Source organism: Uniformispora flossi (assembly GCF_049534875.1).
GTDB classification, from domain to species: Bacteria; Actinomycetota; Actinomycetes; order Streptomycetales; family Streptomycetaceae; genus Yinghuangia; species Yinghuangia aomiensis.
In genome coordinates, this window is sequence record NZ_JBMULZ010000004.1 from 266,474 (window position 1) to 279,272 (window position 12,799).

The window sequence follows — 12,799 nt, forward strand, 5'->3', positions numbered from 1 at the left end:
CCGCCCTGCCGCCCGGCCCGCCGTGCTTACGTGGGACACGTGAGCGACAACGGGGCGAACTCCACCGCGGAATCCACCACGGGATCCACCGGGACCGGCACGCACGGCGGCGATCTGGCGAACCCGGGGCTGCCGTACGCGGATCCGCACGCCAAAGCGCGGGCCGACGCGATCCGCCGCTGGCAGGTCCTGGACATCCCGCCGGACTGCTACCACGAGATCGCGGCGCTGGCCGCCCGCCTGTTCGGCACGCCCTACGCCGTCGTGACGGTCGTCGACGAGGACGACATCTGGTTCCACGGCCGGCACGGCCTCGATCTTCCGGGCGTGCCGATCGGCCCCGGCCTGTGCCACACCGTCGTGGTCACCGGCGAGCCGCTCGGCCTGGCGAACGCCGAGATCGATCCGCTGGCCTGCCCGAACCCGCTGGTGGCAGGACCGTTCGGGGTGCGGCACTACTTCGGGGTGCCGCTGCGGACCGCGGACGGGCACAGCATCGGCACGATGGCGGTGTTCGACACGGCGCCGCGGCCGGTGCCGTACGACCGCACCGACATCCTGGAGTCGCTGGCCTCGCTGGTGGTGCGGGAGTTCGAGATCCGGCTGGCCGCCCGGGTCGCGGTGGCCCAGGAGCAGGAGGAACGCCTGGCCGCCGAGGTGCGATTCGCCGACCTGTCCGCGGCGCTGGGCACGCACGGCACGATCGGGCAGGCGATGGGCATTCTCATGGCGCAGCGCCGCCTCGACTCGGAGGCAGCGTTCAGCGCGCTGCGTTCGGTCTCGCAGAAGAAGAACGTGAAGCTCGCGGACGTGGCCCGCACGCTGGTCACCGACGTGGAGCGCCAGGTCCGCCGCTGACCGTCCGCGGACCCGCCGGTCACACCACGCCGCGGACCCGGGCCCGGACGACGGCCGCGACCCATTCCCCGAGCAGCACGTCCAGGTCCTGCACGCCGGACAGCGGGCCGGGCGAGTAGACCACCACGGCCAGGCTGAACCGCGGGCGGCGCAGCGCGGCGGCGGCGCACGAGCGCACGCCGCGGACCCGCAACTCGCGTGCCGCGTCCGGCCAGCGGGGCTCCCGGTCGAGGTCGGGCAGGTGCACCATGCCGCCGCTGCGCAGCACGTCGGCGACCGGGCCGGGCCGGGTGACGTCGTGGGCGCCCACCACTTCGCTGAGGTCGTCGTCCGTGGAGACCTCGGCGAGGAGTTCGTGCTCGCGCCAGAAGGCCAGGGTCACGTCGCGGACCCCGCGGACGCCGCGCAGCGCCAACTCGCCGACCGCCGCGAGCAGGTCGGCGGCGGCGAGGGTCTGCGGGCGGAGCGGGCGCACCGGGTACGGGATGACCGCGTCGCGCAGCAGGTCGAACGGGCGCGTGTGGAACGGCAGTGCGAAGGAACTTGCCTCGGGATTGAACGGGTCGGACATCGTGGCCCCCACCTCGGGTCCGCGGGCAGCGCGGGAGGCCGGGCATCGCACAGGCGTACGGCGAAGGCCGCGTCGGCGAAGCCCGGATTCGGCTGACTGTCCAACCGGCTCCCAGACTACGTCGTCGCGGCCGATCGCAGGCCCGGCCCGGGACAAGTTCGCTCAACAGGTGACGTCGCGGTCGCTCATGCGCGCCCAGGCGGCCGCGCCGAAAACCAGCGTGTAGGCGGCCTGGAGTTCGATGTTGCGGATCACCCCGCCGGTGGGCACGGGTTCGCGCAGCAGGTCGCCGAAGGACATCCACTTGTCGCCGAACAGCCAGGGGTGCAGGGCGTGGAACTGCGGGATGGACGCGAGGATCGCGGAGACGATCACCAGGCCCACGGTGGTCGCCATCGCCGCGACCGGCACGGCGGTGAGCGTCGACACGAACAGCCCGATGGCGGCCAGCCCGAGCAGCGACACCGCGACACAGACCGCGATCAGCATGGCGCGCACGAGCGCTTCGCCCATCGAGATCTGATCCCCGTTGAGCAGCGGCACGTCCCCCATCGGGAACAGTGCGGCGCCGGTGGCCAGCGCGGACAGCGCGACGGTGAACGTCGCGGCGAAGCAGAACGCCACCAGGCCGGTGTACTTGACGAACAGCAGCCGGACGCGGCCCGCCGGGGCGACCAGCAGGTAGCGCAGGGTCCCGCTGTTCGCCTCTCCCGCGATCGCGTCGCCGGCCACGACCCCGACGGTCATCGGCAGGAAGAACGGCAGCGTGGCGGCGAGCGACGCGAACACCAGGAACAGCCCGTTGTTGGTGACCTGGGAGACGAACTCCAGGCCGCCGTTGCCGTCGCCGTTTCCGCCGCCGCCGCTGGTGAACCAGCGCAGGGCGATACCGAGCAGCACGGGGATGGCGGCGAGGAGCCCGAGCATCGCGTAGGTGCGCGGGCGGCGGAACACGATGCGCATCTCGCTGAGCACCAGCCCGCGGGCGCGCGGCAGGGCCGGGGCGTGGGCGCGGCGGACCGCGGCAGCCGGCAGGACATCAGCTCTCGACATCGAAACCCTCCCCGGTGAGTGCGACGAACGCGTCTTCGAGCGAATCGCCGTGTGTGGTGAACGAGCGGACCCGGACGTCGCGGCGGACGAGTGCCGCGCACACGTCTTCGGCGGCCAGGTCGCCGAGGTCGGCTTCGACGCCGTCGCCGGTGGTGGCGACGTGGGCGAGGCCGAGTTCGGCGAGGACGACCGCGGCGCGGCCGGCGTCCGGGGTGCCGACGCGCAGGCGGCCGCTTACGGCGGAGCGCAGTTCGTCGACGGTGCCTTGGGTGACGAGTCGGCCGCGGCTCATGATCGCGGCGTGGGTGCAGACCTGTTCGATCTCGTCGAGCAGGTGGGAGGACAGGAACACGGTGGTCCCGTCCGCGGCGAGGCTGCGGATGAGCGCGCGGATCTCGCGCATGCCCTGCGGGTCCAGGCCGTTGGTCGGTTCGTCGAGGACGAGCAGGTCGCGGGGCCGGAGCAGCGCGGAGGCGATGCCGAGGCGCTGCTTCATGCCGAGCGAGTAAGCGCGGGCTTTGCGGTCGCCGACGGCGGACAGGCCGACCCGGGCGAGGGCTTCGTCGATGCGCCGCTTCCGGGTGGCCGGGTCGGCGGTGCGGTCGGCGGCGTCGAGCCGGGCGAGGTTCTCCCGGCCGGTGAGGAAGCCGTAGTGCGCGGGTCCTTCGATGAGCGCGCCGACGCGGGGCAGGACCGCACCGGCCGCTCCGGGCATGGCACCGCCGAGGACGGTGGCGGTGCCGGAGGTGGGCTTGATCAGGCCCATGAGCATGCGGATGGTGGTGGTCTTGCCGGAGCCGTTCGGGCCGAGGAAGCCGAACACCGCACCGGCCGGGACGACCAGGTCGAGTCCGTCCACGGCGAGCCGGTCGCGGCCGTACCGCTTGGACAGCCCGCGCGTGACGACGACCGATGCGCCGTCCGGTTGCGCGGCGGTGGTGCCGGGAGTGGGCGCGACGGCCGCCGTGGACGTGGTCATCGGGCTGCCGTCCCCGCGGCCTGCTGCAGCGTCGCGCCGTCGACGGCGCCGGCGAACACCCGGCCGTCGTCGGTCACCAGGACGGTGGCCACTCGCGTGCTGAACAGGGTGCCTTCGCCCCAGGGCCCGGAGACCCGGCTGCCGGCCTTGCTCAGCAGATCGGCGATCCCCGGCCGGTCCTTCTTGTCCTCCTTCGTGTCCTTGCCCGGGTTCTTGTTCGGGTCCGCGCTTTGGTCCTTGCCGCCGGCCTGCGGCTGCGGTGCGGACGGCTTGGCGGAGACCCCGGCAGGCAGCCGGAGTTCGACCACGGTGTTCCAGCCTTCGCCGTGCGTCTTCGGCTCGGTGCCGCGGAATCCGGCGGTGAGCTTGGTGAGGTCGAACGGTTCCTTGGCGTTCTTGGCGGCGTCGTCCGCGGCGGTGTTCTTCTCGTCGACCTTGGCGCCGGACGGCGGCTTGAAGTCGAAGGTGCCGGCCGCGGGCTTCGCGAACGACACGTCGGTGAAGCCGACGTCGAGGGCGGGCTTGCCGCCCTTCGCGGTGTCCACGACGACGCGCAGCGGGACGCCGGTCTCCGCGTCCGCCCACACCGTCGCCCCGGCGAGCAGGCTGCCGGGCTGTGCGGGTGCGAGGCGGAGCTTGTAGGCCGACCGTCCGGCGACCTTGTCGGTGCCGGCCGCGGTGACCGTGGTGCCGCTCTGCTTGGCGAGGTCGAGCAGCTTGGCCGCGGCGTCCTGGGGGGTGAGCGCACCACCGGGCAGCGCGGTGCCGGGCGCCTTGGCCTGCCCGGCCTGCCCGGCCTGGTGGTCCGGCAGCAGGGTGTGGGTGGCCGCGTTGCGGCGGCTGTCGTACGTCCACACGTCACGGCCGTTGTGCACGATGTTGTACTCGGCGAGGTCGGCGCGGATGCCGATGCGCTGCCGGTCGGGGCCGTCGACCGCGACGCGGAGCGTGTGCGTCCCGGACACCAGGCCGGACGGGTCGGCGGAGCCGCGTCCGGGCAGGGCGGGCAGGCCGAGGTCGGTGGTGAGGTCGACGGTGCCGGACAGCGTCTCGGTCTTGGCACCGGCGATCTTGGCGACGACCTGATCGGCCGTCAGGACGGGGAGCTTCGGGTCGGAGTCGTCCGCGAAGGCGGCGGGACCGTAGGTGATCGCGCCGGCGGCCAGCGCGGCAACGCCGAGTGGCAGCGCGACTTTTCCTGCGGTGCGTAGTGCGACGGGCATGGAGCATGCCTTTCCCTGGAGGGTGCCGCGGCCCCACGACCGCGGCCATTCCAGGGGATCACTCGGCGTAGGGCCCGGGCATCGACCGGTAGTCACACCGCGTTCTACGTCTTCGGGAGCAGCCGTGCGCCTTCCGAACTACCTGACGACTACGCACGGTCTCCTTCTCGGACCGCGGTTCGGTCGGCGGTCCGCCCTTGTCGGTCGCCGACGGGATGATCCGATACGGGATAATCCCATTTCGGACACACCGCGCTACGCTCGGGGCATGAGTGCCGACACCACCGAAACCGCCCAGACCCCGCCCGGATGCGGCCCCGCCGACCCCGACGACGCGATGCGGCTGCGCGCGCCGGACCTCTCCTACCTGTTCTCGCATGCCGGGCACGTCCTGGCGACGGAACTCACCGCCCGGCTGGCGGAGATCGACGTGACGCCGCGCGGGCACTGCGTCCTGGTGCACGCCCAACAGGGCGAGTTCACCCAGATCCAGCTCGCCGAGCACACCGATCTGGACAAGACCACTATGGTGCTGACCGTCGACGCCCTGGAGAAGAAGGGCCTGGCGGAGCGCCGCCCGTCGCCGACCGACCGGCGCGCCCGGATCATCACGGTGACCGACGCCGGCCTGGCCAGGGCCGCGCAGGGCCGCGAGCTGGTCGACGCGGTGCATGCCGACGTACTGAACGCGATCCCCGAGGACGAACGCGAGGCGTTCGTGCGCAACCTGTACCGCCTGGTCAACGGGCGGTTGTCCACGCCGGTCGAGTCGGGGCGGCCGGTGCGCCGGGGCGGGCACACGGGCAGCCAGGGCTGATCCTCAAGAAATCGAACAACAAAATATCGTCTCTAACGAAACTATCTGCTAGCGTCACTCCTGTGGGCAGGCGGCTGCCCTTCGCACTCGTCGTGCACACTCGGAGGCTTCGGACGATGGCAGAGCTGGCGCAATCCCCCCGGTCCGACCGGCGCGCATATCCGCGCACGCTGGCGCTGGCGCTGCTGTGCGCCGGTGTCCTGATGGTGATCCTGGACGGCACGATCGTGACCGTCGCGCTCCCGTCGATCGCCGACGACCTGGGCTTCTCGTCGGCCGACCTGGCCTGGGTCATGAACATCTACATGATCGCGTTCGGCGGTCTCCTGCTGCTGTCCGGACGCCTCGGCGACCTGTTCGGCCGCAAGCGGGTCTTCCTCGCCGGCCTCGCGGTGTTCACCGTCGCGTCCGTCCTCTGCGGCGTCGCGACGAACCCGGAAATGCTGCTCGCGGCCCGCTTCGTGCAGGGCGCGGGCGGGGCGATGGTGTCCGCGGTGAGCCTGGGCATGATCGTCACGCTGTACCCGGAGCCGGCCGAACAGGGCAAGGCCATCGGCGCGTTCAGCTTCGTCGGCGCGGCCGGCGCGTCCCTCGGCCTGGTCCTCGGCGGGGTCCTCACCGAAGCGGCCAGCTGGCACTGGATCTTCCTGGTCAATCTGCCGATCGGCGTGCTGACCCTGCTGCTGTCCGCGCGCATCCTGTCCCCCGACACGCCCACGGGGCCGCGCGGCAAGGCGGACGTGGCGGGCGCGGCGCTGGTCACCGCCGGACTGATGCTGCTGGTGTTCGCGGTGGTGAAGGCGGAAGCGTACGGCTGGGGTTCCGCCAAGACATGGCTGCTCGTGGCCGGTTCGCTCGCGCTGCTCGCGCTGTTCGCGGTGCGCCAGCACCTGGCCGCCGAACCGCTGCTGCCGCTGCGCACGTTCCGCTCGCGCAGCGTGACCGGCGCCAACGTGCTGCAGGTCTTCACCATCGCCGCGATGTTCGGCTTCCAGGTGCTGGTCGTGCTCTACATGCAGCACGTCCTCGGCTACGGCCCGGCGAAGTCGGGATGGGGCATGTTCCCGACGGCGTTCGCGATCGGCGCGGTGTCGCTGGGCCTGTCCGCGCGACTGATCGGGCGCTTCGGGGCGCGCAACGTCCTGGTGGGCGGGCTGCTGATGCTGACCGTGGCGATGGCGTACCTGACGCGGGTGCCGGTGGACGGCGCCTACGCGGTGGACCTGCTGCCGGTGTTCGTCCTGCTCGGCGGCGGCGGTCTGGTGCTGCCCGCGCTCGCGACGCTGGCGATGTCCGACGCCGGTCCGGAGGACGCGGGCGTGGTGTCCGGGCTGTTCAGCACCACCCAGCAGATCGGCGCGGCGCTGGGCGTGGCGCTCCTGAACACACTGTCCACGTCGCGGGCCGACACGCTGCGCGGCGACGGCAAGTCCGAGGCGGCGGCCCTGACCGGCGGATTCCACCTGGCCTTCACGGTCGGCACGGTATTGCTGGCGGCGTCGGTGGTGCTGGCGCTGGTGGTGCTGCGGACGCCGCGGCAGAGTCGGGGATCGGCGGACACGGTGGACGGGGCGGGGCCGGCGTCCGACGACAAGGCGCCGCAGCCCGTCGTGCACGTGGGATGAGACCCCCGCGGGTCGGCCGGCCGAGTCCTTCGGCCGGCCGCTCCGCGTCGCGCGGCCGTCAGACGTCGCGCCGCCGCACCGTCCACACCGCGCAGCCGACCGCGGCGACCGGCCATGCCGCGAGAGCCGCCCAGGGCAGGAGTCCGCCGGTGGGGCCTTCGAGCGCGTTTGACGACGGGCGGAGGGTCCGACCCGGTCGGACATTGGCCCGCCGTTGGCCCGGCCTTGGCTCTGTGGAGCGGTGTCTTCCGCATCGACGCCGTAGGCTCCCAGCGCACGACGACACCGAGCGAGGAGCGGGCGCGTGGACGACCAGCAGGGCGGGTGGCCGGGGCCGCAGCCGGGGCAATCGGGGCAGCCCGGACGGCCGGGCGCCGGACCGGGACCGGGCGGACCGGGTGCGCCGGGGCCGCAATGGCCGGGCGCGGGTGCGCCCGGGGCGTATCCGCCGCCCGCGGGGAGTCCGACGGGGCAGCAGATCCCGCCGCCGCCTCCCGGGCAGGCACCCCCCGGATACCCGCCGGGCCCGCCGCTGCCGCCTGCTTATCCCCCGGGTCCGCCTGCTCCGCGGGGGCCCGGCGGCAGGAACCGCAAGGTCGCCCTGGCGGTCGGCGCCGCGGTGGTCGTGGGGGCGCTCGTCGCGGGCGGAATCCTGTGGGCGGTGAACGACGACGGAGATTCGTCTGACGCGGCCTCGTCGAACTCGGCGACGCCGACCGCGACGCCGACGGCGAGCCCGTCGCGGGCCACGCCGAGCGCGACGCCCAAGGCGTCCGACACGGCGACCGTGCCCGCGGTTCCCGACGCCCCGACCGGGCAGGCGAACGCCGCCGGGTGCGCGCAGGAGACGCCGACGTCGTCGGCGATGTCGTTCCCGTCGCCGCCGATGACGATCGACCCGAGCGGGTCGTACACGATGACCCTGAAGACGAACTGCGGCACGGTCGCCTTCAAGCTCGACGCCGCGAAAGCGCCGACGACCGTCAACTCCTTCGCTTTCCTGTCGTCGAAGGGCTACTTCGACCACAGCCCGTGCCACCGGCTCACCACACAGGGCATCTACGTCCTGCAGTGCGGCGACCCGACGGGCACCGGGACCGGCGGGCCCGGCTACCAGTTCTCGGACGAGAACCTGGCGGGGGCGACGTACCCGAAGGGCACGCTCGCCATGGCGAACGCCGGTCCGGACACCAACGGCAGCCAGTTCTTCATCGTCTGGAACGACACGGAGCTCCCACCGAACTACACGCCGTTCGGCACCATCACGGACGGCATGGACGTCGTCCAGCGGATCGCCGACGCGGGCGTCAAGGGCGGCGCGACGGACGGCATGCCGAAGGCCGGGGTGGTCGTGGACACGATGACGGTCGCGAAGCGGTAAGTCTGCTCCGGTCAGCTCCGGTCAGCTCCGGTCGGCCTGGTCAGCTTTGGTCAGGCTGGTCGGCTCCGGTCAGCTCGCCGTCGGCGGCGTGCCGCGCAGCCACGCCAGGACGGCGAGCACGCGCCGGTGGTCGTCCGCCGACGGCGGCAGGCCGAGCTTGTCGAAGATCGCCGCGATGTGCTTCTCCACCGTGCCCGCGCTCAAGGTCAGCGCGCGGCCGATGGCCTGGTTGCGGCGGCCTTCCGCCATCAGTGCGAGCACCTCGCGTTCGCGCGGGCTGAGCTTCTCCAGCGGGTCGCTGCGGGTGCGGGTGCTGAACAGCGCGGCCACGACCTCCGGGTCGAGGGCGGTGCCACCCGCCGCGACGCGTTCGAGTGCGTCGGTCAGTTCGTCGAGCTTGGCGACCCGGTCCTTGAGCAGGTAGCCGACCCCGCCGCCGGTCGTCAGCAGGTCGGCGGCGTACGACTCTTCGACGTACTGGGACAGCATCAGGACGGCCGTGCCCGGGACGGTGCGCCGGATCTCCACGGCCGCGCGCAGCCCGTCGTCGGTGAACGTCGGCGGCATGCGCACGTCGACCACCGCGACGTCCGGACGGTAGTCCCGGACCGCCGCCAGCAGTTCGGGGGCGTCCCCGACCGCGGCGACGACCTGGGCACCGGCCTCGTCGAACAGGCGGACCAGTCCCTCGCGCAGCAGCAGCGAATCCTCGGCGAGCACGATGCGCAGCACGGGTTCCGGTTCCCCCTCGTCAGGCCCCCGGTCCGCGGTCCTCGCCGACCCCGGTGAGCGGGATGGCCGCGGCGACGACAGTCGGGCCGCCGGGCGGGCTGGTGATCTCCAACGTACCTTCGACGGCGGCTACCCGGTCGGCGAGGCCCGCGAGTCCGTGGCCCTTGCCGATGTGCGCGCCGCCGCGGCCGTCGTCGGCGATCCGCAGGTGCAGGGTGTCGCGGTCGGCCCGCACGGAGACATCGCAGCGGCTCGCGCCGGAGTGCTTGGCGGCGTTGGCGAGCGCTTCGCTGGCCACGAAGTAGGCGGTGTTCTCCACGGCGGAGGCGAACCGCTGCCCGTCGGCGATCTCGCTGGCCAGCGTCACCGGCACAGGCGACCGCCCAGCGGCCTGCGCGAGCGCGGCGCGCAGGCCGCGGTCGGCGAGCACCGGCGGCGCGATCCCCCGGGACAGCGCGCGGAGTTCGGCGAGCGCCTCGTGGCTCTGCGTGATCATGTCGTCGACGAGCACCCGGGCCCGCGTCGGGTCCTCGGCATCGAGGCGGCGGGCGACCGCTTCGAGGTCCATGTTGAGCCGCACCAGCCGCTGCTGGGGCCCGTCGTGCAGGTCGCGTTCGAGGCGGCGCAGTGTCTGGGCTTCAGCGGCGACGGCGCTGCGCCGGCCGTCGGCGAGCTGCCGGGTGCGGGCGCGCAGGGCGGCGGCTTCGTTGGTCAGCAGCCAGCGGGCCAGCCCGGTCTGGACGGCGGTGAGGCCGCGGACCATCGGCACGGTGGTCGCCAGCAGGACGACGCCGACGGCGGTGTTGAAGCCGATGTCGGCGGCGCGGGAGGAGACGCCGAACATGAGGTCCAGCAGGCCCGTTTGGCCGTCGTCGCGCGGGATCGGCCCGGACCACAGGCCGTAGGTCAGTTCGCCCAGGCCGCCGACGGTCCAGGTGAGGGTGAGCGAGAAGGTGATCACCCGCACCGGGAACGCCAGCAGTGCGTGTGCCGTGTCGCGCCACGCCTGCGGGTCCCGCAGGACCGCCCACCAGCGGGTGGGGGCGACTTGCCCGGGGACGCCGTAGTGGTGCGGCGGGAGCGGGCGGCCGGTGGCGTTCTCCACGCGTCGGCGCTCGTGGCCCGCGAAGACCCGCGCCATCCCGTGCGTGCCGGCGAGCACCGGGATGCCGACGAGCAGCACGAGCAGACTGGCGCCGAAGGCGAGTCCGCTCACCACGACCACGAAGGCGGCGATGCCGACCGGGAGTCCGGAGTAGAGATAGCCCAATTGACGCCAGAAGCCGCCTTGCCGTCCGGGTGCGGCAGGGGCTGCCGTGCGCGTGTCGTCCCACGTACCGTCCATGAGGGGATCGTGCCCGGAGGGTGTGTGCTGTGCCCAGCCGGTTTGCCGGAGGGGCGGGGGTGGGGTGTGCCCCCATAGAGCGGCTGTTTGGCCTGCGTGTGCGGGAAGGGTGGCCGCAGGGGGTGGCCAGTTCACGCGGCTTTTGAGGGAACGCGCGTTCCGGGTCCGGCGGCGGCCTAGCCTCGCCACGGTGACCGGAGCGGCCGTCTCGGGGCGGGAGGGGGCGCGAGCGGGCGTGGCACACAAGGACCGGCACGAGGGCCTGAACGAGGGCCTGAACGAGGGCCGGAAGGCCGGGACCGCCTATGCCGTCGTCGGGCAACTCATCTGGGGCACCCAGCCGTTGTTCTGGCCGCTGCTGGATGCCATGGAGACCGATGCGATCGTCGCGCACCGGGTGGTGTGGTCGTTCGTGGTCGCCGGGCTGTTCGCCGCCGCGCATCCGGGCAGCCGTGCCGACGCCGCCCGGCTGCTGCGGTCCCCCGCGGATCTGCGGTCGCTGGCGGTCGGAGGTGTCCTGCTCGGCTCGTCCTGGGCCGTCTACGTGTACGCGGTGGTCTCCGGCCGTGTCGTCGAAGCTTCGTTGGCCTTGCTGATCGGGCCGATCGCCGGTGCACTCCTCGGCGTCGGGCTCTTGCGGGAACGGCTGAGCGGGCCGCAGTGGTGCGCATGCGCGCTGGCCGTCCCGGCGTTGGCGGTGCTGACCGTCGGATACGGCCACGTGCCGTGGCTGGCCTTCGCCATCGCCGGAACCGTCGCCGCCTACGGCCTGGTCCGCAAACGGCGTCCGGTACCGGCGGTGGCCGGAACGGCGATCGAGTTGGCGGTGCTCTGCCCGGTGGGCCTGGCGGTCATCCTGTGCGGGGGCACCCGTGCGTTCGGTGGCGTGAGCCCAATCGCGCTGCTGGTGCTGCTGCCGGCCGCGGGGCTGATCACCGCGGTGCCGAGCCTGCTGCGGGTGGCCGCGCTGGGGCGGATCCCCCTCTCGATGTTCGGTCTGCTGGGCTACGTGAACCCGGTGATCCAGCTGTCCATCGGCGTGGGTGTCCGCGGGGAGCCGATGTCGGCCGCCTCGTGGGTCGGCTTCGCGCTGGTGTGCTGCGCGTTGGCGGTCTTCTCCGCGGACGCGCTGCGCGGCCGCCGCGGAACCCGCACGACGGCACCGGCTCATGTCCGCGCGCGGCGGCAGCCGGTTGAATAGCCGGCATGGACTTGCACGAGGATTACCGCGCTTTCCACCAGGGTTGCCTCAGCGCTTGTACACACATCGGTGCCGGACGCCGGGTGGGCGTGCTGGGCACGTTCCTGGAGGAACAGGTGCGCGAGGACCTTGCCCGCGGGGAACACGCGATCGATTCGGCCGACAAACTCTCGGACATCGCGGACGACTTCGCCGGACTGGCGCGCACCGTCGCCGACTACGACCGGTTGTGCCGCGAGTTGTTCTCCGATCTGCACCACCTGTACCGGCCGGAGCCGCCGTGGCGGGTGCTGGCGCACGGGCGGACAGCGGTGCGGGCAACGCTGCAAGTGCGGCGGCGGCAGCCGGTGTTCGCGCTACGTGTCGCGGGCGACGCGTGGGTGTTCCGGGTCTTCCCGAACCTGTACGGCGACGAGGGGGCACTCGTCGTCGAGGGCACCATCTCCGGTGACCGGCACGACCGGCGGGTGGCGCAAGCGGCGTGGGAGCGGGTGCCGCCCGAGTGGTGCGACCAACTCGACTACGGATTCCAGGCGTTGGGTGTCAAGGTGGACCTGCCGTACCGCACCGGGGAGGAACTGGTTCAGCTCTCCGACGAACCGGGGTCGGCGCCGAACACGATCATCTGATCGATGCGCTGCCGACGCAGGTGCACCACGTCGGTTCCGGTGAGCCGCCGGCTGCCGTCGGGCATGCGGTAGAGCCAGCGGTAGCGCGCCCATTCGCCGGGCATGTCGACGTCCGAGCAGCGGCTCATCGTGCCGGGGCCGTCGGGGTGGCGCCGCATGTCGCACACGAACCGCTCGACGGCGTCGATGCCGTCGCTGCGGCCGAACGGGCCCCAGAACACCACGTCGGGGGTCAGCGCCCGGGTCAGCAGCTCGGGGACGTGGTCGTCGCTCGCCGCGTTGAACGCGGCGATGAAGCTGTCGATTGCCGACTGCGCCCAGGTCTCCTGCATGTCCCAGTCCTACCAGGCGGGGCCGCGGCCCCGCCTGATCCGCGGGGATTTTT

At 72.8% G+C, this 12,799-nt stretch carries 14 protein-coding genes; 6 read left to right on the forward strand and 8 right to left on the reverse strand.

The features are described 5' to 3' along the window. Positions 1–39: 39 nt before the first annotated feature. A complete protein-coding gene (locus ACPA54_RS11075) occupies positions 40–858 on the forward strand; it encodes an ANTAR domain-containing protein (protein ID WP_423528504.1) in 819 nt (272 codons plus the stop codon). Positions 859–877: 19 nt separating this feature from the next. Here the strand turns inward: ACPA54_RS11075 and ACPA54_RS11080 are convergent, their stop codons facing one another. The 4 genes from ACPA54_RS11080 to ACPA54_RS11095 all read right to left on the reverse strand — a co-directional run bounded on the left by ACPA54_RS11080 (position 878) and on the right by ACPA54_RS11095 (position 4,684). Further along, complete coding sequence (locus ACPA54_RS11080) at positions 878–1,429, reverse strand: GAF domain-containing protein (RefSeq protein WP_423528506.1); 552 nt, start codon at positions 1,427–1,429, stop codon at positions 878–880. A 162-nt stretch (positions 1,430–1,591) separates the two neighbouring features. Further along, positions 1,592–2,482, reverse strand: a complete 891-nt coding sequence (locus ACPA54_RS11085; protein WP_423528508.1) for an ABC transporter permease — start codon at positions 2,480–2,482, stop codon at positions 1,592–1,594. Further along, a complete protein-coding gene (locus ACPA54_RS11090; protein WP_423528510.1) occupies positions 2,469–3,461 on the reverse strand; it encodes an ABC transporter ATP-binding protein in 993 nt (330 codons plus the stop codon). The genes ACPA54_RS11085 and ACPA54_RS11090 overlap by 14 nt, the downstream gene beginning before the upstream one ends. Then, positions 3,458–4,684: a LolA family protein gene (locus ACPA54_RS11095; protein WP_423528512.1), complete on the reverse strand. Its 1,227-nt coding sequence runs from the start codon at positions 4,682–4,684 to the stop codon at positions 3,458–3,460. The genes ACPA54_RS11090 and ACPA54_RS11095 overlap by 4 nt, the downstream gene beginning before the upstream one ends. 337 nt (positions 4,685–5,021) lie before the next feature. On the opposite strand from ACPA54_RS11095, the gene ACPA54_RS11100 reads away from it, so the two are divergent. Both ACPA54_RS11100 and ACPA54_RS11105 read left to right on the forward strand, forming a co-directional pair. Continuing rightward, on the forward strand, positions 5,022–5,501 hold the full coding sequence (locus tag ACPA54_RS11100; RefSeq protein WP_423528984.1) for a MarR family winged helix-turn-helix transcriptional regulator: 480 nt from the start codon (positions 5,022–5,024) through the stop codon (positions 5,499–5,501). A gap of 116 nt (positions 5,502–5,617) precedes the next feature. Further along, positions 5,618–7,126: an MFS transporter gene (locus tag ACPA54_RS11105; protein WP_423528514.1), complete on the forward strand. Its 1,509-nt coding sequence runs from the start codon at positions 5,618–5,620 to the stop codon at positions 7,124–7,126. A 543-nt stretch (positions 7,127–7,669) separates the two neighbouring features. Here the strand turns inward: ACPA54_RS11105 and ACPA54_RS11110 are convergent. After that, a complete protein-coding gene (locus ACPA54_RS11110) occupies positions 7,670–8,068 on the reverse strand; it encodes a hypothetical protein (protein WP_423528515.1) in 399 nt (132 codons plus the stop codon). On the opposite strand from ACPA54_RS11110, the gene ACPA54_RS11115 reads away from it, so the two are divergent. Beyond that, positions 8,043–8,507 carry a peptidylprolyl isomerase gene (locus ACPA54_RS11115; protein WP_423528517.1) on the forward strand — a complete coding sequence of 155 codons (465 nt, stop codon included), beginning with the start codon at positions 8,043–8,045 and terminating at the stop codon, positions 8,505–8,507. The genes ACPA54_RS11110 and ACPA54_RS11115 overlap by 26 nt on opposite strands. Before the next feature lie 69 nt (positions 8,508–8,576). Here the strand turns inward: ACPA54_RS11115 and ACPA54_RS11120 are convergent, their stop codons facing one another. Both ACPA54_RS11120 and ACPA54_RS11125 read right to left on the reverse strand, forming a co-directional pair. Then, positions 8,577–9,236: a response regulator gene (locus tag ACPA54_RS11120; protein WP_423528986.1), complete on the reverse strand. Its 660-nt coding sequence runs from the start codon at positions 9,234–9,236 to the stop codon at positions 8,577–8,579. 22 nt (positions 9,237–9,258) lie between these two features. Continuing rightward, the gene (locus ACPA54_RS11125) at positions 9,259–10,584 is read right to left on the reverse strand and encodes a sensor histidine kinase (protein ID WP_423528519.1); all 1,326 of its coding nucleotides are present in this window, start codon (positions 10,582–10,584) and stop codon (positions 9,259–9,261) included. A gap of 235 nt (positions 10,585–10,819) precedes the next feature. On the opposite strand from ACPA54_RS11125, the gene rarD reads away from it, so the two are divergent. Both rarD and ACPA54_RS11135 read left to right on the forward strand, forming a co-directional pair. Further along, positions 10,820–11,785 (forward strand): EamA family transporter RarD, encoded by a 966-nt coding sequence (gene rarD, locus ACPA54_RS11130; protein WP_423528521.1) that lies wholly within the window; start codon positions 10,820–10,822, stop codon positions 11,783–11,785. A 5-nt stretch (positions 11,786–11,790) separates the two neighbouring features. Further along, a complete protein-coding gene (locus tag ACPA54_RS11135; RefSeq protein WP_423528523.1) occupies positions 11,791–12,414 on the forward strand; it encodes a hypothetical protein in 624 nt (207 codons plus the stop codon). Here the strand turns inward: ACPA54_RS11135 and ACPA54_RS11140 are convergent. Next, positions 12,369–12,746, reverse strand: coding sequence for a nuclear transport factor 2 family protein (locus ACPA54_RS11140; RefSeq protein ID WP_423528524.1), 378 nt, complete (start codon positions 12,744–12,746; stop codon positions 12,369–12,371). The genes ACPA54_RS11135 and ACPA54_RS11140 overlap by 46 nt on opposite strands. Positions 12,747–12,799 lie beyond the last annotated feature (53 nt).

Coding starts and splice junctions, on each gene's coding strand:
- ACPA54_RS11115 (WP_423528517.1), top strand. CDS start 8,043: ATGACCCTGAAGACGAACTGCGGCACGGTCGCCTTCAAGCTCGACGCC.
- ACPA54_RS11100 (WP_423528984.1), top strand. CDS start 5,022: ATGCGGCTGCGCGCGCCGGACCTCTCCTACCTGTTCTCGCATGCCGGG.
- ACPA54_RS11090 (WP_423528510.1), bottom strand. CDS start 3,461: ATGACCACGTCCACGGCGGCCGTCGCGCCCACTCCCGGCACCACCGCC.
- ACPA54_RS11095 (WP_423528512.1), bottom strand. CDS start 4,684: ATGCCCGTCGCACTACGCACCGCAGGAAAAGTCGCGCTGCCACTCGGC.
- ACPA54_RS11125 (WP_423528519.1), bottom strand. CDS start 10,584: ATGGACGGTACGTGGGACGACACGCGCACGGCAGCCCCTGCCGCACCC.
- ACPA54_RS11135 (WP_423528523.1), top strand. CDS start 11,791: ATGGACTTGCACGAGGATTACCGCGCTTTCCACCAGGGTTGCCTCAGC.
- ACPA54_RS11140 (WP_423528524.1), bottom strand. CDS start 12,746: ATGCAGGAGACCTGGGCGCAGTCGGCAATCGACAGCTTCATCGCCGCG.
- ACPA54_RS11105 (WP_423528514.1), top strand. CDS start 5,618: ATGGCAGAGCTGGCGCAATCCCCCCGGTCCGACCGGCGCGCATATCCG.
- ACPA54_RS11085 (WP_423528508.1), bottom strand. CDS start 2,482: ATGTCGAGAGCTGATGTCCTGCCGGCTGCCGCGGTCCGCCGCGCCCAC.
- ACPA54_RS11080 (WP_423528506.1), bottom strand. CDS start 1,429: ATGTCCGACCCGTTCAATCCCGAGGCAAGTTCCTTCGCACTGCCGTTC.